A 22,468-nucleotide genomic window follows, 5' to 3' on the forward strand; every position below is an offset into this window, starting at 1 on the left:
CTCATCACTGCGCCTTCCTGGCCAGGTCACCGGCCGCAGGGGTCGCCTCGCCGCCCGTGTAAGTCACCTTCCACAGGGCTGACTTGGCGTCCGAGGTGAAGAAGCCGCGGCCGTAGTCGAGGACGTAGAGCGCGCCGTCGGGGCCGAACTTCCAGTCCATGAGGTTCTTGATGCCGTCGTTGCCGACCGGCACGATCTTCTTGAGGTTCTCGGCGTGCACCGGGATGCCGCCGTCGCCGGCCGTCTTCGGGTCGGTGATCACCGCGTGCCGCGGCTGCGTGGCGTCGTAGAAGTCACCGACGAACCACTTGCCGTCCCAGTAGCTCGGCCACTTGTCGGCGTTCGGGACGGAGGCGTCGTAGCGGTAGACGGGACCGTCCATCGCGGCCTGGCCGCCGCCCTTCAGCCACGGCAGGAGGTACTTGGCCTCCTCCTTCTTGTACGAGGGGATGCCGTTGGCGTCGCGCGGGTAGTCGGGCGCACCGCCCTGCGGCGAGTACCAGATGTTGTTGGCGGTCATCGGCGGCAGGTTCACGAGGCCGTCGTTGTTCGGCGACTCGTTCTTCAGGTGGTCGCAGTCGTACCAGCCGAGCGGCTTCGTCGGGTCCGGCAGATTGCGGTCGCGGTAGGGCTGCTTGTTGCCCATGCAGTACGGCCAGCCGCGGTTGGACGCCTTGGTGATGACGGCGAACGTGTCGTACTTCGCCGGCCCCCAGGTCGTCGACGGCTCACCGGCGTCCGGGCCGACCCAGCCCGCGTACAGCGTGTCGGTCTTCTTGTCGACGGAGATGCGCGCCGGGTTGCGGACGCCCATCACATAGATCTCGCCGCGCGTCTTGCCGCCGCCCTCGGCCGTCTCCTTGCCCGTGAAGAGGTTCCCCTCCGGCAGCGTGTACGTGCCGTCGGCCTCCGGGTGGATGCGCAGGATCTTGCCGTTGAGGTTGTTCGTGTTGCCGGCGGTGCGGCGCGCGTCCGCGAAGGAGACGCCCTTGTAGTTCGGCTGCGGGTTGTTGCCCGAGTAGCCGTCGCTGAAGCCGGAGGAGTTGTTGTCACCGGTCGCGATGTACAGGTTGCCCTTGGAGTCCCAGGCCATCCCGCCGCCCGCGTGGCAGCAACTGTGGATCTGCACCGGCCACTTGAGCAGCACCTTCTCGCTGCCCATGTCCAGCTTGTTGGTGTTCAGGTCGAGCGTGAAGCGCGAGACGCGGCGCTCGGCCATCTGCTTGTCACGGTCGATCTGCGAGTGCGGCGTGTAGTGCAGGTACACCCAGCCGTTCTGCTCGAACTTCGGGTCGAGTTCGATGCCGAGCAGACCCTCCTCGACCTTGGTCAGCTCGTCGCCGCCGCCCTTGTTGCCGAAGACGGTCAGCGCCCCGGCCTGGGTGACCTTCTTGGTCTTCGGGTCGTAGACGTGGATCTCGCCCTTGCCCTTGCCGACATCGGGGTTGTTCCAGTCGGTGATCACCGGCTGCGAGGAGTCGGCGCCACCGCGGCCGATGTAGAGGATGCGTCCGTCGGGCGCGGTGACCAGGCCGTGCGGCTCGCCGATCTGGTCGTTCTGGCCGGCCTGGTTGGGCTGGGTCAGGCGCTCCGCCTTGTAGTTGGAGTCGATCGCGGCCTTGCAGTCGGCGCGCACGATGCGGCTCGTCCACAGCAGGGCGCCGCGCAGGTGCGACTGGAAGTCGACCTCGTCGTAGCTGGAGGCCGTGCCGCCCATGCCCGTGTAGAAGGAGCGTCCGCCGTCGTAGTCGCGGCACCAGGACACCGGGTGGTCCGCGCCGTTGGCGCTCGCGCCCGGCTGGTACGTCGACTCGCGGACCCGGGCCACGGTGTGCACCGAGCCGGACGGGTTCTTCACCCAGTTCAGCCACTGGTCGGGCCGCTTCCACTGCACGGGAAGGTCCTTGGTGGCCGGATGCTGACGGTCACCGACCTCGACGGTGGCCCGCTGGACGTTCGCCGGGCTGGAGTCCGCCGGGCGCGCGCCGATCAGGCCGGTGAACCAGTCCGAGTACGGCTCGGCGCGGGCCGCGTCGTGGATGCCGACGAATCCGCCGCCGGCCTCCATGTACGACTCGAGCCCCGCCTCCTGGTCCGGGTCGAGCACGTCGCCGCCGCCGGTCAGGAAGACGACCGCGTTGAAACGGCCCAGCTTGGTGGCGTTGGTGAACACGGACGCGTCGTCCGTCGCCGTGATCTTGAAGCGCTGGGCGGCGGGGCCGCTCTGGCCGATCTTCTCGATGGCCGCGATCCCCGCGTTCACCACCGGTGACTCGTCACCGCCCGCGGCGGAGCCGTAGTACACCAGGACGCGCACGTTCGCCCCGCCGGGAGGTGACGGCAGGGACATCGTTGTCACGGATGGTTCGGGGAACGGACGCGCGCTCGCGGCGGGCCCGGTGAGGAGTCCGGCGGCGACCGCCCCGGACGCCAGGACCGCGGCAACGGCGCGTCGTCGTCTGCGTCTGTCTCTGTCCAACCCTCTTACGCCCAAGGGTTTTTGATGCGGCGTGGACCGCATGAGTTCACCCACCCCTCGTCGGTCACAGGTACGGCGCGGACGAAGCTAGACCTCTTTTCGCGGCTCGCCAATAGGTATGGCCGCAATGGCACGAACTTTGTCCTGAGTGTGGATAAACGAAGATCAGCCGGTTACCGTCTCTCTGGCCGTCACGACAGGCACTGGTGGCACGTCCGCGTAAGTCCCTTACGAGGGTGGGGAGTTCGGCATGGACAGACGCAGCTTCAACCGGCGGGTGCTGATGGGCGGGGCCGCCACCGCGGCGACCGCGACATCGTTGTCACTCATCGCGGCGACGGATGCCGCCCCCGCGGACGGCCCGGTACGCACGGCCCCGGCCGGCGGTGAGGTCAAGCACATCAAGATGTACGCGGAGAAGCTCGCGGACGGGCAGATGGGCTACGGGTTCGAGAAGGGCAAGGCGTCCGTACCCGGCCCCCTCATCGAGCTCAACGAGGGCGACACACTGCACATCGAGTTCGAGAACACCATGGACGTGGCGGCCAGCCTGCACGTCCACGGTCTCGACTACGAGGTCTCCAGCGACGGCACCAAACTCAACAAGAGCGACGTCGAGCCCGGCGGCAAGCGCACCTACACCTGGCGCACGCACGCCCCGGGCCGGCGCAAGGACGGCACGTGGCGCGCGGGCAGCGCGGGGTACTGGCACTACCACGACCACGTCGTCGGCACGGAACACGGCACCGGCGGCATCCGCAAGGGCCTGTACGGACCGGTGATCGTCCGGCGCAAGGGCGACGTCCTCCCGGACACCACGTTCACCATCGTCTTCAACGACATGACCATCAACAACAAGCCGGCGCACGAAGGCCCCGACTTCGAGGCCACGGTGGGCGATCGCGTCGAGATCGTCATGATCACGCACGGCGAGTACTACCACACCTTCCACATGCACGGTCATCGCTGGGCGGACAACCGTACGGGCATGCTCACCGGCCCGGACGACCCGAGCCAGGTCGTCGACAACAAGATCGTCGGCCCCGCGGACTCGTTCGGCTTCCAGGTCATCGCGGGCGAGGGCGTCGGGGCGGGCGCCTGGATGTACCACTGCCATGTCCAGAGCCACTCCGACATGGGGATGGTGGGGCTGTTCCTGGTGAAGAAGGAGGACGGCACCATCCCGGGTTACGAGCCGCACCACCCGGCGGGCCACACCGGCTAGGGGTCTTTCGGAGGGGCACGCCACGGGTGTACACCTCCCGGGAGGAGGGGGATCACCACCCGGCCCCCAACCACCCACCCCGGGAGTCGAGTTGAGCAAGGACAGCGAGTACGACTACGTCATCGTCGGGGCCGGGTCGGCCGGCTGTGTGCTGGCCGCGCGGCTGTCGGAGGATCCGGCCGTGCGCGTCGCGCTCGTCGAGTCGGGCCCGCGCGACCGCAAACCCGAGATCCGTATCCCGGCGGCGTTCCCGAAGCTGTTCAGGACGCCGTACGACTGGGACTACTCGACGTCCAAGCAGTCCGCGCTCGACGGCCGCGAGCTGTACTGGCCGCGCGGCCACACACTCGGCGGCTCCTCCTCGATGAACGCCATGATGTGGGTGCGCGGCCACCGCGACGACTACGACGCTTGGGGCGAGGCGGCCGGCGAGGAGTGGTCGTACGAGCAGCTCGCGCGCTACTTCCAGCGCGCCGAACGCTGGGCGGGCACACCGCACCCGGATTCCCCGCACGGCACCCAGGGCCCGCTGTGGATCTCCCCGCCGCGCGACCCGAACGTGACGACGTCCGCCTTCCTCGACGCCTGCCGCGCCGCCGGTCTGCGCGAGCTGACGGAGCTGAACCACGAGGACCACGCCGGATTCGCGCTCACCCCGGTCAATCAGCGCCGCGGCCGACGGTGGAGCGCGGCCGACGGCTATCTGAAGCCGGCCGCGCGCAGGCCCAACCTGTACGTCCACACCGATGCCCGCGTCACGCGCCTCGACTTCGACGGCACCCGCGTGGCCGGCGTCGTCGCCGAAGGAGTCCCCGGCATCCTGCGCGCCCGCCGCGAGGTGATCCTCAGCGCGGGCGCGATCGGCTCACCGCACCTGCTCCAGCAGGCGGGCATCGGTGACCCCGAACAGCTCGCCGAGGCCGGGATCGACGTCCGCGTCGCGTCCACCGACGTCGGCCGCCACCTCCAGGACCACCTCTCCTTCGCCGTCACGATGCGCTGCCCCCGGCCCGTCACCCTCACCGGCGCGGACTCCCTCGCCAATGTCGGCCGCTTCCTCCTGGCCGGCCGTGGACCGCTCACGTCGAACGTCGGAGAGGCGGTCGCCTTCATCAGGACACGCCCCGAACTGGCCGCCCCCGACATCGAGTTGATCTACGCGCCGGTGCCGTTCGTCAACCACGGACTCACCCCGCCCGTCGAGCACGGCATCACCATCGGCGTCGTCCTGCTCCAGCCCGCGAGCGAGGGCCGCATCACCCCGGGCGGGGCGGACACCTCGGCGCGGCCGCTGATCGACCCCGGCTATCTCGCCCACGACGAGGACCTGCGCACGCTGATGGCCGGAGTGCGCCGGGCCGAGGAACTGCTCGCGGCCAAGTCGCTCGCCCCGTACACCGACGGGCCCCTCGGGGCGTACCCGGGAGCCGTCGGCGACGAGGAGCTCGCGCAGGTGATCCGCGGGGGCGCCGAGACGCTCTACCACCCTGTCGGCACGTGCCGCATGGGCGCCGACGAGGGCTCGGTGACGGACCCGCGCCTGCGGGTCAGGGGCGTGGAGGCCCTGCGCGTCGTCGACGCCTCGGTGATGCCGCGCATCACCCGCGGCCACACCCACGCCCCGACCGTCGCCCTCGCGGAGAAGGCGGCAGAACTCATCCGCGAGGACGCCGGGGCATGAGACGCCCGGGACCTACGATCCGACGCTGACGGTGAAGCGCCGCGGATTCCCGTCGTGCGCCGCGCCGGACACGTCCGGCTGCCCGTCGGGACGCACGTCGTCGTACGGGAAGGCGTAGCCGATGGGGGAGTTGGCGTGTACGACCCGCGACCAGTGGTTGGTGACGTCGCCCTGGTAGTAGTCGGCCGTCGTGGTGCCGTTCGGCTGCTCGGGGTGGGTCAGCATGATGCTCCGGTTGAACCCGGCGGCGAGGCGGGCGAGGAGGCCCTTCTTGTCGTCGGGGTCGCCCGGGTTGTTGGTGAACGGGCCGTGGTTGCAGGTGAAGATGTCCTTCGAGGCGGGCTTGGGGAAGCTGTGCCCGCCGTTGAAGGTGAGCGTGTCGCCGCTGACCCGACCGGTGAACACGCCCCGGCCGCCCTGGAGGTCGATCTTCAGGTCCGTCGTGCGGTACTTCTCCCAGACCTGGTCGACATAGCTGTCCCAGACATCCCTGAAGGGCATCTGGTCGGGGCGGTCGAAGTACGGGGCCATCAGGTTCTGCGGCGAGATGACGCGCAGGACCTTGCCGTCTCCGCCGCGGATGACGAGCTTGTCCCAGGGCTGCCCGTCCTTGGCGGTCTGGGCCGCGAGATCCGCGGCGATCTTCTCCACGGCGCCGTCCGGGAGCGGCGCGACGGTGTGCGTGGCGTCACCCTCCAGGGTCAGCCCGATGGGCAGGGCGGTCACGAGGTCGACGTAGCTGATGTTGGCGTACAACTGGTCGGAGTTGAAGGTGAATTCGCAGAACGACCAGGTCTTCCCGTAGTTCGCGTCGGTGGAGGTCGCGAAGGCCGGCTCGACGAGCGAGGGGCCCGGGTTGAGGAAGAAGTCGAGCGTGTTGTCGCGCACGAAGTAGACACGGGCGCCGTACATCTGAGGAAGCGTCAGTACCTTCGGCGCCGAGCCCGCGGCGCCCAGGGGGATGGCGCAGTCGACGGGCAGCGGGGTCTGCGGGGCGGCCGGTGAGTCGGGGTGGTAGACCCCGCCGTCGGGCTTGAGCAGCACCCAGCGGTCGGTGCCCTGCTCGTGGCCCGTGACGTAGGCGCGCACGGTTCCGGGCAACGACTTGTTCTGCAGGGCGAGTTCGCAGGTGGCGGGGGCCGCCTTGGCGTCCGGGCTGAGGGCGCTGCCCCAGACCGGGTAGGTGAGTGCGGTGGCGGCCGTGGCGGCGCCGGTCAGGAACAGTCTGCGCGATATCACGGAGGACTCCTGATGTGTGGGGGAGCCCTACTGTTGCGAGTGTGGCTCGACGGGTCAAGACTTGTGACGGGGAGCGCTCCCACTTCTGTGAATCGTTCAACTCTTGGCGGTGGCTGACGGGATGGCTGACACGGTGGCCGACGTGATCGCCGACGCGATGGGTGGACGGTGACCGGGCGACGGCGGCGCGGTGGTTCGGTATCGGCCAGGTGGCCGTCCGGGGCGGTGACGGCGTTTGGAACGGCCATTGTCGGTGCGCGGTGCCAGACTCGGTGAGGCAGACAGCGGGACCCCTGCAAGGGGGGCACCCTCAACGAGGAGGGCACCATGCTCACCACCCGTTTCGTCGACGGCTCGCCGAACTGGCTGGATCTCGGAACCCCGGATCTCGACGCCGCCGTTTCCTTCTACAGCGGACTCTTCGGCTGGCAGTTCCAGTCGGGCGGCCCCGAGGTCGGCGGCTACGGCCTGTTCCAGCTGGACGGCAGGACCGTCGCCGGCGGTGTGAAGGTCACGCCCGACCAGGCCCCGCCGTCCTGGACCGTCTACTTCCAGACGCAGGACGCGGACGCGACCGTGAAGGCCGCCGAGCAGGCCGGCGGATCCGCGCCGTTCCAGACCATGGACGTGCTGGACCTGGGCCGCATGGCCGTCATCGCCGACTCCGCGGGGGCGACGTTCGGCCTCTGGCAGCCAGGGCGGAACAAGGGCCTGGATCTCGCCACGGACGACGGCTCGCTCAACTGGATCGAGCTGTACACCCCGGACGTCGCCGCGGCCAAGGACTTCTACGGCTCGGTGCTCGGCTGGGGCACGTTCGACGTGCCCTTCCCCGGTGGCACGTATGTGACGGTGAACCCGGCCGGCACGAGCGTGGACGACATGTTCGGCGGCATGGTCACGCTGGGCGACGACCCGTCGGAGTCCGACATCGGGGCCCACTGGTCGCCGTACTTCCACGTGCCGGACGTCGACGCGATCGCCGCCCGGACCCAGGAGCTCCGCGGTAAGGTGCGCCTCGCGCCCACGAGCCTGCCGGGCGTCGGCCGCATCGCCAAGCTGACCGACCCGCAGGGCGCCCGCTTCGCGGTGATCAAGGGAGACCCGGACCAGACCTGAGCCGGGCCGGGCAGGGAAGGGCGGGCCCAGGTCGCGATCCGCCCGGCGCGCCGCGTTGATCAGGCGTTGATCGTCTGTTTTTCGCCACGCGGCACGATCTTCGGCATGTACTCGAACCACACGCTGCGCCCCGTGACGAGCGCCCCCGTGGCCCCCGTCCCCTCATGGCAGGACGAGGCGCTGTGCGCCCAGACGGGCGCCGACTTCTTCTTTCCCGAGCCCGGCAGCTCCGTGCGCGAGGCGAAGAGCATCTGCGGCAGGTGCGAGATGCGCTCCGCCTGCCTGGAGTACGCGCTCGACAACGACGAACGCTTCGGGGTCTGGGGCGGCCTCTCCGAGAAGGAGCGTTACCAACTGCGCCGCGGCTGAGCGGGGGCAGACGCCCGGGACGCGGCACGCCCCGGGCGCGTGGCCCGGGGCGTGCTTGCGTGACAGGGGGCGGGTCAGCCGGCGGCGCGGGCCGCCATGCGGGCCTTGCGAGCAGCCAACTTCTCGTCGAACTTGGCGGCCTCGCTGTCCAGGCCGCCCATGTACAGGCCGAGCTCCTCCTGGGCCTTGAGACCCTCCGGGCCGAGCCCGTCGATGTCCAGGACCTTCAGGAAGCGCAGCACGGGCTGGATCACGTCGTCGTGGTGGATGCGCATGTTGTAGATCTCGCCGATGGCCATCTGGGCGGCGGCGCGCTCGAAGCCGGGCATGCCGTGACCGGGCATCCGGAAGTTGACGACGACGTCGCGCACGGCCTGCATCGTGAGGTCCGGGGCCAGCTCGAAGGCCGCGCCGAGCAGGTTCCGGTAGAAGACCATGTGCAGGTTCTCGTCGGTGGCGATGCGCGCCAGCATGCGGTCGCAGACCGGGTCGCCCGACTGGTGGCCGGTGTTGCGGTGCGAGACGCGGGTCGCGAGCTCCTGGAAGGCGACGTACGCGACCGAGTGCAGCATCGAGTGCCGGTTGTCGGACTCGAAGCCCTCGGCCATGTGCGCCATGCGGAACTGCTCGAGCTGGTCCGGGTCGACGGCGCGCGAGGCCAGCAGGTAGTCACGCATCACGATGCCGTGGCGGCCCTCCTCGGCGGTCCAGCGGTGCACCCAGGTGCCCCAGGCGCCGTCGCGGCCGAAGAGGGAGGCGATCTCGTGGTGGTAGCTGGGGAGGTTGTCCTCGGTCAGCAGGTTGACGACGAGCGCGATCCGGCCGATCTCGGTGACCTTGGACTGGTCCTTCGCCCAGGCCTCGCCGTCCTCGAAGAAGCCGGGGAAGTTACGGGCGTCGGCCCACGGCACGTACTCGTGCGGCATCCAGTCCTTGGCCACCTTGAGGTGCCGGTTCAGTTCCTTCTCGACCACTTCCTCCAGCGCGTACAGCAGCTGGGCGTCGGTCCAGGTGGAGGACGAGCTGCCGAGGTGGGGAGAGGTGATGGTCACGAGGGCTCCAGGGGGGGACGGGAGTAGTGCGAGGAGTCGAATCGCAGGCACGAGCGGTTGTACCTACGGTGTCGTAGGTTACGTTGCCGTAGGTTAAACCCTCTGTAAAGGTCCCCCCGGAACTGGCCCCTCCGGTGTCAGTGGCCTCTACGGCCTTATTCCGCCTCAGGAGTGCAGCTCGCGGAGCCTGACTGAGAGGCACGTCACACAGCCTTCGAGCTTCTCGAACTCGCCGATGTCCACCAGGACCGGCTCCAGACCGAGACCCGAGTAGAGCTCCGCGGTCCTCGGCGCGCTCGCCGCCATCAGAAGCCTCCCGCCGCCCAGGAGCACCACATGCGCGCCGGCCTCCTCCGGGACGGGCAGGAAACGCGGGAAGAGGGAGGGCACGTCCACCATCGGCTCGTGCCCGACGACCGTGCCGTCGGGCAGGGCCGTCACCGCCGACTTCAGGTGCAGCACCTTGCTGACCGGTACGGCGACGATCCGTGCGCCGAGAGGCTCGAACGCCGCCCGCAGCTGCCGCACGCCGTCCGCGTTCGTGCGCCCGCCGCGTCCGACGTAGATCGTGTCGCCGACCTTCAGGACGTCGCCGCCGTCGAGGGTGCCCGGCTCCCGCACCTGGTTGACGGAGCAGCCGAGCCGGGCCACGGCCTCCTCGACGCCCGCCGTCTCTCCGCGCCGGGACGCGGCGCCGGGCCGGGTGATCAGCGCGACGTTGCGGTACATGACCACCGCGTCCTCGACGAAGACCGCGTCGGGGCACTCGTCGGCGGCCCCGACCTCCACCGTCTCCCAGCCGTGCTCCCGCAGCACGGCGACGTAGGCCTCCCACTGCGTGAGCGCCCGCTCGGGATCGACGGGCGTGCGCTCCACATGCGTGACGAGCCCGTCCGCGAGGCGGGGTCCCGGGCGGCGGATCAAGGCCTTCTGGCTGGGCACGGGCGGCACTCCTCGGGGCTGGGGCCGCTCTTCCACGGGTGCTTGGACGTCTCGCGGGCGGACCGGGGCGGGCTCTTCGGGCGGGCCGGCGCGCGACGGTCCGGCGCGGACATCATGCACATCCCGGCCCCGGCGACGGAATCCCCTGCCCGCACCCCGTTCCCGCGCCGCCGCCCGCCCTCCGGCGCGGCTATCCGCCGTATCCGACCTCCCCCCTCGTGATGTCCCGGAGCCGGCCTCCCTCCATGAGCAGCGTCCGCGTGACCCCGATGGACTTCAGGAACGGCAGATCGTGGCTCGCCACGAGCAGCGCGCCCTCGTAGGACTCCAGGGCCGTGGTCAGCTGCCGGACGCTCGCCAGGTCGAGGTTGTTCGTCGGCTCGTCGAGCATCAGCAGCTGGGGTGCCGGCTCGGCGAGCATCAGGGCCGCGAGGGTCGCCCTGAACCGCTCGCCGCCCGAGAGGGTCGCCGCCGCCTGATCGGCCCGCGCCCCCTTGAACAGGAAGTGGGCCAGACGCGCCCTGACGCGGTTGTTCGTCGCCCCGGGAGCGAACCGCGCCACGTTCTCGGCGACGGTCAGGCCCTCGTCGAGCACGTCGAGCCGCTGCGGCAGGAAGCGCAGCGGGACATGCGCCACCGCCTCGCCCGCAACGGGACCGAGGTCCCCCGCGATCGTGCGCAGGAGCGTCGTCTTGCCCGAACCGTTGCGCCCCACGAGCGCGATCCGCTCCGGGCCGCGCACCTCGAACTCGCCCTTCACGCACGCCCCGTAGGCCATCCGCAGCTGACTCAGCGTGAAGACGGAACGGCCGGGCGGCACCGCCGTGTGCGGCAGATCGACGCGGATCTCGTCGTCGTCGCGCACGGCGTCCACCGCCTCGTCGAGCCGCTCCTTCGCCTCGGCGAGCCTGCCCTCGTGCAGTTGGCGGTGCTTGCCCGCGGAGACCTGGGCCTGCCGTTTGCGCTGGGCCATGATCGCCTTGGGCTCGCGCTTGGTGTCCCACATCTTCTGTCCGTAGCGCTTGCGCCGGGACAACTTGACCTGGGCGTCAGCCAGTTCGCGCTTCTGCTTCTTCAGGTCGGCGTCGGCGACCCGCACCATGCGCTCCGCCGCCTCCTGCTCGGTCGCGAGCGCCTCCTCGTACGCGGAGAGGTTCCCGCCGTAGCGGACGAGGCCGCCCGGGCGCAGATCGGCGATCTGGTCGACCCGTTCGAGGAGTTCACGGTCGTGGCTGACCACGACCATGACGCCCGGCCACGCCTCGACGGCCGCGTACAGGCGCCTGCGCGCGGTCAGGTCGAGGTTGTTCGTCGGCTCGTCGAGCAGCAGGACGTCGGGGCGGCGCAGGAGCAGCGCGGCGAGGCGGATCAGTACGGACTCGCCTCCCGAGAGCTCGCCGACGGTGCGGTCGAGACCGATGCGGCCCAGGCCGAGCCCGTCCAGGGTCGCGACGGCGCGCTCCTCGACGTCCCAGTCGTCGCCGACCGCGGTGAAGTGCTCGTCGCGTACGTCGCCCGCCTCGATGGCGTGCAGCGCGGCCCGGGCACGTGCGATGCCGAGGGCCTCGTCCACGCGGAGCGAGGTTTCGAGGGTCACGTTCTGCGGCAGGTAGCCGACCTCGCCCGACACTTTCACCGTGCCGTCGGTCGGGACGAGTTCTTCGGCGATGAGCTTCAACAGCGTTGATTTTCCGGCGCCGTTGAGGCCGATGAGCCCGGTCCTGCCGGGGCCGAACGCGGCCTGGAGGCCGTCGAAGACCCGAGTGCCGTCGGGCCAGGCGTAGGTGAGGGAGGTGCAGGTGACGGATGTGGGGGAGGTAGACATACGGGCCTCGCGGTCGCTCGGTGGGAACGGTGGGCAACGCGTCGGGACACCGCGGGCGACGACAGCCGGAAGCAACGAGAGCGCAAAAGGCGCGAAGGACGGTCCCGCGCCGGATTTCCGGCAGGAGGACGGCTCGATCATCCGAGGTCGCACACGCAGGACACGTGGGGCACCGGTCGGGTGCGCCCGCGTGACGCGGTGTCTCAGAACCTCAGAAGAGCAACGTCCTACTCCGATCGACGACACCAGGATCAACGGGAACGCTCAACACCGTACGAAGGCGGATGCGGGCCGTCAACGAAATATCGTGTCCCCCCGCGCCCCCGCCCCCACCCTCCAGGAGGAGGCCCTCGTGCCCCACGACTCGCTCTCGCTGCCTGCCCGGCTCTGCCTGCTGGGCTTCGACACGGAGAAAGGCAAGGTCTCCGGCGCCCCGGACCTCGCGCTCTGCGTCCGCGCCGCCGCACTCGTCGAACTGGCCCGGCGCCGCATCATCAGCGACGTGGACGGGGTCGTCACCCCGGTCTTCGACGCGCGCACCGGCGACCCCGTCCTCGACGAACTGATGGAACTCGCCGAGGAGTCGAGGCCGCGCTCATGGCGTACCTGGATCGGCTACCGCTCAGGCGCCGGCCTCGACACCGTGCGCCGTCAACTCGCCTCCGAGGGCTATCTGTCGGCCGAGCGCAAGCGGGCCTTCGGGCTCTTCCCCGTAACCCGGTACGGCCTGGCGCGCGCCGGATACGTCGAGGTGCTGCGGGCCGAGGTGCTGGGCGCGCTGGAGGGGGCCGAGCCGGCCGACCGGGTGGACGAGGACGACGCGGTTCTCGCGGTGCTCGCCGCCACGGGCAAGCTGCGCCGGCTGATCGCCGGCAAGGCCCGGCGCACGCACAAGGACCGCCTCGACGAACTCGCCGCCCGCGCCGGCGCCGTGTCTCCCGAGCTGGGCCGGAGCCTGGGCGACATCCGCGCCGCGCTCGCCGCGGCCGTCAAGGCGGCGGAGGCGGCGCGGGCCTCGGCGGGCGGGGGCTGAGCGCGGGGTGAGCGCTCATCACACGTACGTGTCGGATTCCTGCCAGCCGCGCCCCGGGACCGGATGGTTTGCTGTCCGGCATGACGAACCGTACGCACCTGAATGACCAGGCCCTGGCCTTCCGTTCGCAGCATGTCGCCGGTAGCCCGCTCGTCCTGCCCAATGCCTGGGACGTCGCGAGTGCCCGCATCGTCGCGGACGCCGGAGCCACCGCTGTCGCCACCACCAGCGCCGGTCTGGCCTGGGACCTCGGGGCGGCGGACGGGGACCGGCTCGGCAGGGACGAGGCGCTCGACGCCGTCGCGCGTATCGCCGCCGCCGTGGACGTGCCGGTGACCGCGGACATCGAGAGCGGCTACGCCGACGCGGCCCGGGACGTCGCCATCACCGTGCGTGCCGTGCTCGACGCCGGAGCGGTCGGCGTCAACATCGAGGACGCCTGGCACGGCGGGAGCGCGCCGCTGCGGCCCGTGGAGGCGCAGGCGGAGCGGATCGCGGTGGCCCGTGCCGCGGCGGACGCGGAGGGCGTGGCGCTGTTCGTGAACGCCCGTACCGACACGTATCTGATGGGCACGGGGGAGCCGGAGGAGCGGCTCGCGGCGACGCTGGAGCGGTCCGCGGCCTACCTCGCGGCGGGTGCTGACGGGATCTTCGTGCCGGGTGTCGTCGACCCGGTGACCGTGAAGGCGCTCGTCGCCGGCGTCGAGGGGCCGCTCGGCGTGATGGCGTGGCCCGGGGCGCCGTCCGTGGCCGAGTTCGCCGCGCTCGGCGTCGCCCGGATCAGCGTCGGCGCGGGTATCGCGCAGGCCGCGCACGCCCTCGTCCGCAGGGCGGCCCGGGAACTGCTCACGGAGGGAACGTACGGGAGCCTCGCCGGTGGTCTCGCTTACGGGGAGCTCAACGCCTTGCTCGGCGGCGGGAGTTGACCCCGGGGGGTCGGGCTGGTCGGGTGGTCAGTACGCGTCCCGCATCAGTTCCGCGAGGTCGCCGTCCAGGTCCACGTGCAGATGCTCGTCGCCCATCGGCACCATCGCCGCCGTGCTGCTGAGGAAGCGGCGCAGCTCGCCCGTCCGGATGTGCACGATCGCCGTGCCCTCGTGGGCGTGGAACTCCAGGACCGTGCGGTCGAAGCCGTACGGCCGTACGCGGACGTCGCCCGCACCGGCCGGCTCCCCCACCCCGGCCGAGAGCAGTTCGCGGGCGAAGGTCCAGCTCACGTCGACGCCCTCGAGTGTGGCCGGCGCGGGGAACGACATGCGCACGGCGAAGGGGTCCCGCATGTCGTAGCGCAACGTCGCGGGAATGGTCGACATCCGCGGCGCGGCGGCGACGAGACGGGCCTCTACGGCTTGCTCGATGACGGAGGACAACGCCTGCTCCCTTGTGACGGCTGAACGGACGGCGGTTCGGGCAACAGCTCGGACGGCGAGTCGGACGGCATGTCGGACGACGGGTGGGACTCCCCGCCACTTGAAGAGACGGCGGAACGAGGGAATCCGTGCACCCGACGGCTCAGGAAGGTGAGTGACCTCGGTCACCGGCAGGCGTCGTTCCGGTCGGCAGGCCGTCTGGACGGGGCCGGGGGAGTGGGCTAGCTTCGCCCGCCATGAGGGGCATGGGGAAGACGAGACGCATGGTGTCCATGGGGCTGGTCGGGGCGGCACTCGCCCTGGCGTTCGCTCCGGCGGGTCCGGCGCAGGCCGACGGTGCGCAGGCCGCCGGTTCACAGGCAGACGCCGCGAAAGCCGGTGGAGGGCACGCGCAGGTGCAGCCGCATTGGGCGCTGAAGGAATCCGGCACGGACGCGCGGTTCCGAGGGCTTGCCGCCGTGAGCCGCGACGCGGCCTGGGTGGCCGGGAGCAAGGGCACGGTGCTCCGCACCTCGGACGGCGGCGCCCACTGGCGGAACGTGTCCCCGCCCGGCGCGGGCGAGCTGGAGTTCCGTGACATCGAGGCCTTCGACGGCCGGCGTGCGGTCGTCCTCGCGATCGGTGAGGGCGACGCCTCACGGGTGTTCCGCACGGACGACGGCGGGGCCACCTGGACCGAGTCCTTCCGCAACCCCGACCCGAAGGCGTTCTACGACTGCCTGACGTTCTTCGACGCGCGCCACGGCCTCGCGATGAGCGACCCCGTCGACGGCAAGTACCGGATCCTGTCCACGCGCGACGGAGGACGCTCCTGGCGCGTCCTGCCCAGCGACGGCATGCCCGCGGCGCAGGAGGGCGAGGCAGGGTTCGCGGCGAGCGGCCAGTGCCTGGTCAGCTCCGGCCCGCGCGACGTGTGGCTGGCCACCGGCGGTGCAGCACGCGCGCGCGTGCTGCACTCGTCGGACCGTGGCCTGACCTGGCGGGCGACCGACGCCCCGATCCCGGCGGGCGACCCGGCGCGCGGCGTCTTCGGCCTCGCGTTCCGCGACCGTACGCACGGCATCGCGGTCGGCGGCGACTACCGCGCGGACCAGGCGTCGCCCCGGGCCTCGGCCACGACGCGCGACGGCGGCCGCACCTGGACGGCGTCCGCCGCCCCCGTCCCCGCCTACCGCTCGGGCGTCAGCTGGCTCCCGCACAGCCGCACGAGCGCCCTGGCGGTCGGCCCGACGGGGACCGACCTCACGCTCGACGCGGGCCGCACCTGGCGCACCGTCGACACGGGCTCGTACGACACGGTGGACTGCACGCACGACGGCGCGTGCTGGGCCTCGGGCGAGAAGGGACGCGTAGCCCGGCTGGAACGGTGACCGGGGGCCGGAGCCGACTAGCCGGCCAACTGCTGCCGGAATCGGGCCAGTTCGGGCGCCGTCTTCGTCGCGATGAACTCCGTGACGCGGTACGCGCACACGTCGCCGGTGACGAAGGGGTCGGCCGCCGTGATCTTCTCGATCTGCGTGCGGTCGTCCCCGACGGCGAGGATGATCCCGCCGTCGCGCGGGTTCTTGCGGCCGGAGGCGATGAAGACACCGGCTTCGTACTGCTCGTCGAGCCAGGCGACGTGCGCTTCGAGAAGCGGGTCGACGCGCTCGACCGGGGCCGTGTAGGTCAGCTCAAGTACAAACATGATCGCCAGGCTACCCGTGGCCCGCCGGCGCCCCCGACCTATGGTGGTCGCCATCATGAGCCACCAACAGATCCCTGCCGACTGGCCCACCGACGAGCGCTCCGCACGCGCGGTCCAGGACGAACTGCGCGCCCGCGTCGTCCTCGACGAGCCGGGGCCCCCGCCCGGTACCGGATTCGTCACCGGTGTCGACGTGGCCTACGACGACGAGCGCGACCTCGTCGCCGCGGCGGCCGTCGTGCTCGACGCGGCGACCCTCGACGTCGTGGAGGAGGCCACCACCGTCGGCCGGATCTCCTTCCCGTACGTGCCGGGCCTGCTGGCCTTCCGGGAGATCCCGACCGTCGTCGCCGCCCTGGAGAAGCTCAACTCCCGCCCCGGGCTCGTCGTCTGCGACGGGTACGGCCTGGCCCACCCGCGCCGCTTCGGCCTCGCCAGCCACCTCGGTGTCCTGACGGGACTGCCCACGATCGGCGTCGCGAAGAACCCGTTCACCTTCACGCACGAGGAGCCGGACGCTGCGCGCGGCAGCACGGCGCCCCTGCTGGACGGCGACGAGGAGGTCGGCCGGGCCCTGCGCACCCGCGACGGCGTCAAACCCGTCTACGTCTCCGTCGGCCACCGCGCGAGCCTGGACACCGCGTGCGCCCACACCCTGAGCCTCACGCCGAACTACCGCCAGCCCGAAACGACCCGCAGGGCGGACGCGCTGTGCAGGCGGGCGCTGGCGGAGGCCCAGGAGAAGGTGACGCGCCCGTAGCCACCAGCCGTGTCCTCGGCGGACAAGCCCAGGGCGCGTCACCCGCGCGCGTAGCGACTCGGTATCGCGTCGCGGTCACTCGCATCGGGCACGCGTGAGGGCCGGGGGAGGGCCCCGCGCGCGTGGCCACCTGCCGTGTCCTCGGCAAGGCAAGCCCAGGGCGCGTCACCCGCGCGCGTGGCGACTCGGTATCGCGTCGCGGTCACTCGCATCGGGCACGTGCGAGGGCCACGCGCGCGTGGCCACCTGCCGTGTCCTCGGCGGGCAACCCCAGGGCGCGTCACCCGCGCGCGTAGCGACTCGGTACCGCGTCGCGGCCATTCGCATCGGGCACGCTTGAGGGCCGGGGGAGGGCCACGCGCGCGTACTCACCCGCGGGCTGGCCTCCCCCTGTCGCCTGGTCGCTGCCGCGCGCGTAGCCGCCTACTGCTCAGCCGCCACCCGGAACCTGATCCCCGCGTCCTGCAGTCGGGTCGTCAGGGCGTCGCCCATCGCGACGGCCGTGGTGACCTGGCCCGCGGTCTCGGGCAGGTCGTCCAGGGCCAGGCACATCGCGGACTCGCCGAGCATCTTCGCCGTCTCGTCGTAGCCGGGGTCCCCGCCCGAGACCTCCGTGTACACGCGGCGGCCGCCGCCCTCTCCGACGAAGCGCACCGAGAACCAGCTCGCCGCGCGCCGAGCCTCGTCCGGCCCGTCACCCGGCTTGAGCCGCCCCGACAACCACCGGCGTGCGGGCGGCAGTTGGGCGGCGGCGAACAGCGCGCCCGTCGCCGCGACGCCGCCGAACGCGACGGGCAGGTGCCGCACCGCCGCGTAGTGCCGGTAGCGGAAGTCGGGACCGTAGCGCTCCAGCGCCCGCGCGGAGCGCTGCACGACCTGCGGGTCGATCGTCGGGAGCGGCAGCGCCCACGCGTCGACCTCCTTGGCGTAGCGCGGCGCGCCCGTCGGCGCGTACGCCCTGCGGCCGACGAGGCGCGGCTGGTGCCGCCGCCGGTCCTGCTGGGCGGCCAGCATCTGCCGGCCCCGCGAGAACTGCGTCAGCGCCGACGCGAACGTGCCGCCCGAGAACGTCGCGTTCGACCGCACGAACCCGTCGATGCGCAGCGGCACGTCCTCGGGGAGCTGCCCCACCGTGAAGTGCACGCCCAGGTCGTGCGGGATCGAGTCGAAGCCGCACGCGTGGACGAGGCGCGCCCCGGTCTCCCGCGCGCGGGCGTCGTGCCGCACGTACGTGACGTCGACGAACTCGGGCTCGCCGCACAGGTCCGTGTAGTCGGTGCCCTCCTCGGCGCACGCGGCCACGAGGTCCTGGCCGTAGGTGACGTACGGGCCGACGGTCGTGGCCACCACGCGCGTGCGGGCCGCGAGGGCGCGCAGGGACGCCGGGTCGGCGACGTCGGCGCGGACGAGCGGCAGCACGGCGCACGCCGGGTCGATCGCGGTGAGGCGCTCGCGCAGCCGCTCCAGCTTCCCCGTGTCGCGCCCCGCGACGGCCCACCGCAGTCCCTCGGGCGCGTGCGCCGCCAGATACTCGGCGGTGAGCGCGCCGGTGAAACCGGTCGCCCCGAAGAGCACGATGTCGTACTCGCGGCCTGTCCTGTCGGCTCTGCCGGGCCTGTCCCGCATGTCCCGATCCTTGCCGTGTCCGCTGTCCTGCCTGGTCATGACACCCCTCAGCCCTGCGCCCCGCGCCGTTGTCGGTGGCCGAGGCTAGCGTGAGGGGTGAGCGGAGGTTCAGGGGCCCCGCCTGGAGCGGGAGGTCGTCGTGGCCGAGCCGAGGAAGCCGTCGCAGCGGGCGCTCAAGACGTGGGCGCGTGTACGGGAGTTCGCGCTCGGGATGCCGGGGGCCACGGAGGACTTCCCGTGGGGTGAGACGGTCGCGAAGGTGAACAAGAAGGTGTTCGTGTTCCTCGGTGTCGACGACGGCAGCTTTCCGATGGGGCTCACGGTCAAGCTCAGGGACGAGGAGGCGCACGCGCACGCGCTCACGACCCCGGGCGCCGAGCCCGCCGGGTACGGCCTCGGCAAGGCGGGCTGGGTGCGGATACCCCTGGACGTGAAGGGCGCCCCGGGCGCGGAGCTGCTCTGCGACTGGGTGGAGGAGAGCTATCGGACGGTGGCCACGAAGAAGCTCGTCGCCGAACTGGACGCGCGATGAGCGCCGCCCCCGGGAGCTGACGGCATGCCGTCACAGGCCCGTGCCGCCGAATCCGTACGTGTCTCCTGGCAACACCGCAGCAGCGCGTCGTAAATTACTAAGCGCTTGCTCTCCAGGGGTTGTGCTGAGTGGAACACGTTCTTAGCATCGCTGGTGTTACATCAGTTGTGTCACAGTGCTGGGGGCTCGATGGCAGTGGCAGGGATGGCGAACAGCGGCCCGCTCGCCGGGGTGCGCGTGGTCGAACTGGCGGGCATCGGCCCGGGCCCGTTCGCCGCGATGCTCCTCGCCGACCTGGGTGCCGATGTCGTGCGCGTGGACCGCCCCGGCGGCGCCGGGCTCGCGATCGACCCCGCGTACGACATCACCAACCGCAACAAACGCTCCGTGATCATCGACCTCAAGGCGGAGGACGGCGCCGCGCGCGTCCTCGACCTCGTCGCCAAGGCGGACGTCCTCATCGAGGGCTACCGTCCCGGGGTCGCCGAGCGCCTGGGCGTCGGCCCCGACACGTGTCACGCCCGCAACCCGCGCCTCGTCTACGGACGCATGACCGGCTGGGGCCAGGAAGGCCCCCTCGCGCAGCGCGCCGGGCACGACATCGCGTACATCGCCCTCACCGGCACCCTCGGCATGATCGGCAAGCCGGACGAGCCGCCGACCGTCCCCGCGAACCTCGTCGGTGACTTCGCGGGCGGCTCGCTCTACCTCGTCGTCGGCATCCTCGCCGCTCTCCACCACGCGCGTGACACCGGCGCGGGCCAGGTCGTGGACGCCGCGATCGTCGACGGCGCCTCGCACCTCGCCGCGATGATCCACGGCATGGTCGCGGCCGGCGGCTGGCAGGACCGGCGCGGCAGCAACCTCCTCGACGGCGGCTGCCCCTTCTACGGGACGTACGAGACCTCCGACGGCCAGTACATGGCGGTCGGCGCTCTTGAGCAGCAGTTCTACGACGAGTTCATCGCGCTCCTCGGCATCGGGGACACGGCGCCCGCCCGCAAGGACCTCGCCCGCTGGGGCGAGCTGCGCGACGCCGTCGCCGCCCGCTTCAAGACCCGTACCCGCGAGGAGTGGACGACCGTGTTCGAGGGATCCGACGCGTGCGTGGCGCCGGTCCTGTCCCTGCGCGAGGCGCCCGGCCACCCCCATCTGGCCGCGCGCGGCACCTTCACCGAATACGGCGGCATCACCCAGCCCGCCCCCGCACCCCGCTTCTCCGCGACCCCCACCGCTGTCCGCGGCGGCCCCGCGCAGCCGGGCGCCGACACCGCCGGCGTGGCCCGCGACTGGGACGTACCGAGCCTGACGAAGGAAGAGAACTGATGGAGCTGTCCGCCCCCCTCGCCTACGCAGCCGACCCCCGGCAGGCGGCCGACGACGCCGCCGCGCTCGAGTCGGCGGGCCTCGACGCCGTCTGGGTCGCGGAGGCCTACGGCTTCGACTCGCCCACGATCATGGGCTATCTCGCCGCCCGCACCGAGCGCATGAAGATCGGCGCCGCGATCCTCAACGTCTACTCGCGCACCCCCGCCCTCATCGCCCAGACCGCCGCCGGACTCGACGCGGTCTCCGGAGGCCGCGCCGTCATCGGTCTGGGCGCGTCGGGTCCGCAGGTCGTCGAGGGCTGGCACGGCAAGGCGTACGACAAGCCCCTCGGCCGTACCCGCGAGACCATCGAGCTGACCCGGCGCATCCTGCGCCGCGAGGTCATCGACCACCACGGCATCACGGACATGCCGCTGCCCCCGGAGAAGGGCGGCAGGCTCGGGAAGCCCCTGAAGATGCTCTCCAAGCCCGTGCGCCCCGAAGTCCCGCTGTACGTCGCCTCGTTGGGTCCGGCCAACGTCCGGATGACTGCCGAGATCGCCGACGGCTGGCTACCCACCCTCTTCATCCCCGAGAAGGCCCACCAGGTGTGGGGCACCCCGCTCGCCGAGGGCGCCGCCAAGCGCGCCCCCGAGCTCGGACCGCTCCAGGTCGTCGCCGGCGGCCTGCTCGCCATCGGCGAGGACGCGGCGGCCGCGCGCGACCTCGCCCGCCCCAACATCGCCCTCTACGTGGGCGGCATGGGCGCCGTCGGCAAGAACTTCTACAACGACCTCGCCGTGGCCTACGGCTACGAGAAGGAGGCCAAGCTCATCCAGGAGCTCTACCTCTCCGGGAAGAAGAAGGAGGCGGAGGCCGCCGTCCCGGACGAGTTCTGCGAGCTCATGAGCCTGTGCGGGCCCGAGAGCTACGTACGTGAGCGTGTCGAGGCCTTCCGCGCCGCGGGCGTCACCATGCTGAACGTCATCCCGGTCGGTCCCGAGCCCGCCCGGCTGGTCGAGACCGTCAAGAACTGGCTGTAGGGGAGGGCACCACGATGGCAATGGAACGGCAGATCTTCACCGAGGAGCACGACGCGTTCCGCGAGACGGTGCGCACCTTCCTCGCCAAGGAGGTCACCCCGCACTACGAGCAGTGGGAGAAGGACGGCATCGTCTCGCGCGAGGCCTGGCTCGCGGCCGGACGCCAGGGCCTGCTCGGGCTCGCCGTGCCCGAGGAGTACGGGGGCGGCGGCAACGCCGACTTCCGCTACAGCGCCGTCATCGCCGAGGAGTTCACGCGCGCGGGAGCCGCCGGCCTCGCGATCGGTCTCCACAACGACATCATCGGGCCGTATCTGACCTCACTCGCCACGGACGAGCAGAAGCGCCGCTGGCTTCCCGGATTCTGCGACGGCTCGCTGATCACCGCCATCGCGATGACCGAGCCGGGTGCCGGATCCGACCTCCAGGGCATCCGCACCTCGGCCGAGGACCGCGGCGACCACTGGGTGCTCAACGGCTCCAAGACGTTCATCTCGAACGGGATCCTCGCCGACCTCGTGATCGTCGTCGCCAAGACGACGCCCGACGGCGGCGCCCACGGCCTGTCCCTCCTGGTCGTCGAGCGCGGTATGGAGGGCTTCGAGCGCGGCCGCAACCTCGACAAGATCGGCCAGAAGTCCCAGGACACGGCCGAGCTCTTCTTCAACGACGTACGCGTTCCGAAGGAGAATCTCCTCGGCGAGCTCAACGGCGCCTTCGTCCACCTGATGACGAACCTCGCGCAGGAGCGCATGGGCATCGCCGTCGCCGGGATCGCCGCCGCGGAGCACCTCCTGGAGATCACCACGACCTACGTCAAGGAGCGCGAGGCCTTCGGCCGGCCGCTCGCCAAGCTCCAGCACATCCGGTTCGAGATAGCCGAGATGGCGACCGAGTGCGCCGTCACCCGGACCTTCCTGGACCGCTGCATCGTCGACCACTCGAACGGCGAACTCGACGCGGTGCACGCCTCGATGGCCAAGTGGTGGGCCACCGAGCTCCAGAAGCGCGTGGCGGACCGCTGCCTCCAGCTCCACGGCGGCTACGGCTACATGACGGAGTACCGCGTCGCCAAGGCCTTCACCGACGGACGCATCCAGACGATCTACGGCGGCACGACCGAGATCATGAAGGAGATCATCGGGCGCTCCCTGCTCGGCTGACCCCCCCACCGACCT

At 71.4% G+C, this 22,468-nt stretch carries 20 protein-coding genes; 12 read left to right on the forward strand and 8 right to left on the reverse strand.

Annotation, left to right across the window (positions count from 1 at the left end):
• Positions 1–4 precede the first annotated feature (4 nt).
• Positions 5–2,521, reverse strand: a complete 2,517-nt coding sequence (locus tag LGI35_RS35235; protein WP_376225514.1) for a ThuA domain-containing protein — start codon at positions 2,519–2,521, stop codon at positions 5–7.
• A gap of 208 nt (positions 2,522–2,729) precedes the next feature.
• Here LGI35_RS35235 and LGI35_RS35240 point away from each other — a divergent pair, with 208 nt between their 5' ends.
• Complete coding sequence (locus LGI35_RS35240; protein WP_227298322.1) at positions 2,730–3,704, forward strand: multicopper oxidase domain-containing protein; 975 nt, start codon at positions 2,730–2,732, stop codon at positions 3,702–3,704.
• A gap of 91 nt (positions 3,705–3,795) precedes the next feature.
• A complete protein-coding gene (locus LGI35_RS35245) occupies positions 3,796–5,385 on the forward strand; it encodes a GMC family oxidoreductase (RefSeq protein WP_227298323.1) in 1,590 nt (529 codons plus the stop codon).
• A gap of 12 nt (positions 5,386–5,397) precedes the next feature.
• Here the strand turns inward: LGI35_RS35245 and LGI35_RS35250 are convergent, their stop codons facing one another.
• Positions 5,398–6,624: a glycoside hydrolase family 64 protein gene (locus LGI35_RS35250; RefSeq protein ID WP_227298324.1), complete on the reverse strand. Its 1,227-nt coding sequence runs from the start codon at positions 6,622–6,624 to the stop codon at positions 5,398–5,400.
• A gap of 327 nt (positions 6,625–6,951) precedes the next feature.
• Between LGI35_RS35250 and LGI35_RS35255 the strand changes: the two genes are divergently transcribed.
• Both LGI35_RS35255 and LGI35_RS35260 read left to right on the forward strand, forming a co-directional pair.
• The gene (locus tag LGI35_RS35255; RefSeq protein ID WP_227298325.1) at positions 6,952–7,743 is read left to right on the forward strand and encodes a VOC family protein; all 792 of its coding nucleotides are present in this window, start codon (positions 6,952–6,954) and stop codon (positions 7,741–7,743) included.
• A 105-nt stretch (positions 7,744–7,848) separates the two neighbouring features.
• The gene (locus tag LGI35_RS35260) at positions 7,849–8,112 is read left to right on the forward strand and encodes a WhiB family transcriptional regulator (RefSeq protein ID WP_227298326.1); all 264 of its coding nucleotides are present in this window, start codon (positions 7,849–7,851) and stop codon (positions 8,110–8,112) included.
• A 74-nt stretch (positions 8,113–8,186) separates the two neighbouring features.
• Here the strand turns inward: LGI35_RS35260 and LGI35_RS35265 are convergent, their stop codons facing one another.
• From LGI35_RS35265 to LGI35_RS35275, 3 genes are all read right to left on the reverse strand, one after another.
• Complete coding sequence (locus LGI35_RS35265; RefSeq protein WP_116507652.1) at positions 8,187–9,164, reverse strand: acyl-ACP desaturase; 978 nt, start codon at positions 9,162–9,164, stop codon at positions 8,187–8,189.
• Between the two features lie 165 nt (positions 9,165–9,329).
• On the reverse strand, positions 9,330–10,106 hold the full coding sequence (ddaH, locus tag LGI35_RS35270; RefSeq protein WP_227298327.1) for a dimethylargininase: 777 nt from the start codon (positions 10,104–10,106) through the stop codon (positions 9,330–9,332).
• 190 nt (positions 10,107–10,296) lie between these two features.
• A complete protein-coding gene (locus tag LGI35_RS35275) occupies positions 10,297–11,931 on the reverse strand; it encodes an ABC-F family ATP-binding cassette domain-containing protein (RefSeq protein WP_227298328.1) in 1,635 nt (544 codons plus the stop codon).
• 307 nt (positions 11,932–12,238) lie between these two features.
• On the opposite strand from LGI35_RS35275, the gene LGI35_RS35280 reads away from it, so the two are divergent.
• Both LGI35_RS35280 and LGI35_RS35285 read left to right on the forward strand, forming a co-directional pair.
• Positions 12,239–12,964 carry a GOLPH3/VPS74 family protein gene (locus tag LGI35_RS35280; RefSeq protein ID WP_227298329.1) on the forward strand — a complete coding sequence of 242 codons (726 nt, stop codon included), beginning with the start codon at positions 12,239–12,241 and terminating at the stop codon, positions 12,962–12,964.
• An 80-nt stretch (positions 12,965–13,044) separates the two neighbouring features.
• Positions 13,045–13,890, forward strand: a complete 846-nt coding sequence (locus LGI35_RS35285; protein ID WP_227298330.1) for an isocitrate lyase/PEP mutase family protein — start codon at positions 13,045–13,047, stop codon at positions 13,888–13,890.
• Positions 13,891–13,917: 27 nt separating this feature from the next.
• Here the strand turns inward: LGI35_RS35285 and ssgD are convergent, their stop codons facing one another.
• Positions 13,918–14,334, reverse strand: coding sequence for a spore wall synthesis regulator SsgD (gene ssgD / locus LGI35_RS35290; RefSeq protein ID WP_227298331.1), 417 nt, complete (start codon positions 14,332–14,334; stop codon positions 13,918–13,920).
• Positions 14,335–14,579: 245 nt separating this feature from the next.
• Here ssgD and LGI35_RS35295 point away from each other — a divergent pair, with 245 nt between their 5' ends.
• Positions 14,580–15,704, forward strand: a complete 1,125-nt coding sequence (locus LGI35_RS35295; protein WP_227298332.1) for a WD40/YVTN/BNR-like repeat-containing protein — start codon at positions 14,580–14,582, stop codon at positions 15,702–15,704.
• Between the two features lie 17 nt (positions 15,705–15,721).
• On the opposite strand, the gene LGI35_RS35300 is transcribed toward LGI35_RS35295, so the two are convergent.
• Complete coding sequence (locus LGI35_RS35300; RefSeq protein WP_227298333.1) at positions 15,722–16,021, reverse strand: YciI family protein; 300 nt, start codon at positions 16,019–16,021, stop codon at positions 15,722–15,724.
• 55 nt (positions 16,022–16,076) lie between these two features.
• Here LGI35_RS35300 and nfi point away from each other — a divergent pair, with 55 nt between their 5' ends.
• Positions 16,077–16,781 carry a deoxyribonuclease V gene (gene nfi, locus LGI35_RS35305; protein ID WP_227298334.1) on the forward strand — a complete coding sequence of 235 codons (705 nt, stop codon included), beginning with the start codon at positions 16,077–16,079 and terminating at the stop codon, positions 16,779–16,781.
• A 423-nt stretch (positions 16,782–17,204) separates the two neighbouring features.
• Here the strand turns inward: nfi and LGI35_RS35310 are convergent, their stop codons facing one another.
• The gene (locus LGI35_RS35310; RefSeq protein ID WP_227298335.1) at positions 17,205–18,407 is read right to left on the reverse strand and encodes a saccharopine dehydrogenase family protein; all 1,203 of its coding nucleotides are present in this window, start codon (positions 18,405–18,407) and stop codon (positions 17,205–17,207) included.
• Between the two features lie 211 nt (positions 18,408–18,618).
• Between LGI35_RS35310 and LGI35_RS35315 the strand changes: the two genes are divergently transcribed.
• The 4 genes from LGI35_RS35315 to LGI35_RS35330 all read left to right on the forward strand — a co-directional run bounded on the left by LGI35_RS35315 (position 18,619) and on the right by LGI35_RS35330 (position 22,453).
• A complete protein-coding gene (locus LGI35_RS35315; RefSeq protein ID WP_227300663.1) occupies positions 18,619–18,939 on the forward strand; it encodes an MmcQ/YjbR family DNA-binding protein in 321 nt (106 codons plus the stop codon).
• 189 nt (positions 18,940–19,128) lie between these two features.
• The gene (locus tag LGI35_RS35320) at positions 19,129–20,265 is read left to right on the forward strand and encodes a CaiB/BaiF CoA transferase family protein (RefSeq protein ID WP_279348672.1); all 1,137 of its coding nucleotides are present in this window, start codon (positions 19,129–19,131) and stop codon (positions 20,263–20,265) included.
• Complete coding sequence (locus LGI35_RS35325; protein WP_227298336.1) at positions 20,265–21,290, forward strand: LLM class F420-dependent oxidoreductase; 1,026 nt, start codon at positions 20,265–20,267, stop codon at positions 21,288–21,290. The genes LGI35_RS35320 and LGI35_RS35325 overlap by 1 nt, the downstream gene beginning before the upstream one ends.
• Before the next feature lie 20 nt (positions 21,291–21,310).
• Complete coding sequence (locus LGI35_RS35330; protein WP_116507633.1) at positions 21,311–22,453, forward strand: acyl-CoA dehydrogenase family protein; 1,143 nt, start codon at positions 21,311–21,313, stop codon at positions 22,451–22,453.
• Positions 22,454–22,468 lie beyond the last annotated feature (15 nt).

Origin of the sequence: Streptomyces longhuiensis (assembly GCF_020616555.1) — a bacterium.
Classification (GTDB): domain Bacteria; phylum Actinomycetota; class Actinomycetes; order Streptomycetales; family Streptomycetaceae; genus Streptomyces; species Streptomyces longhuiensis.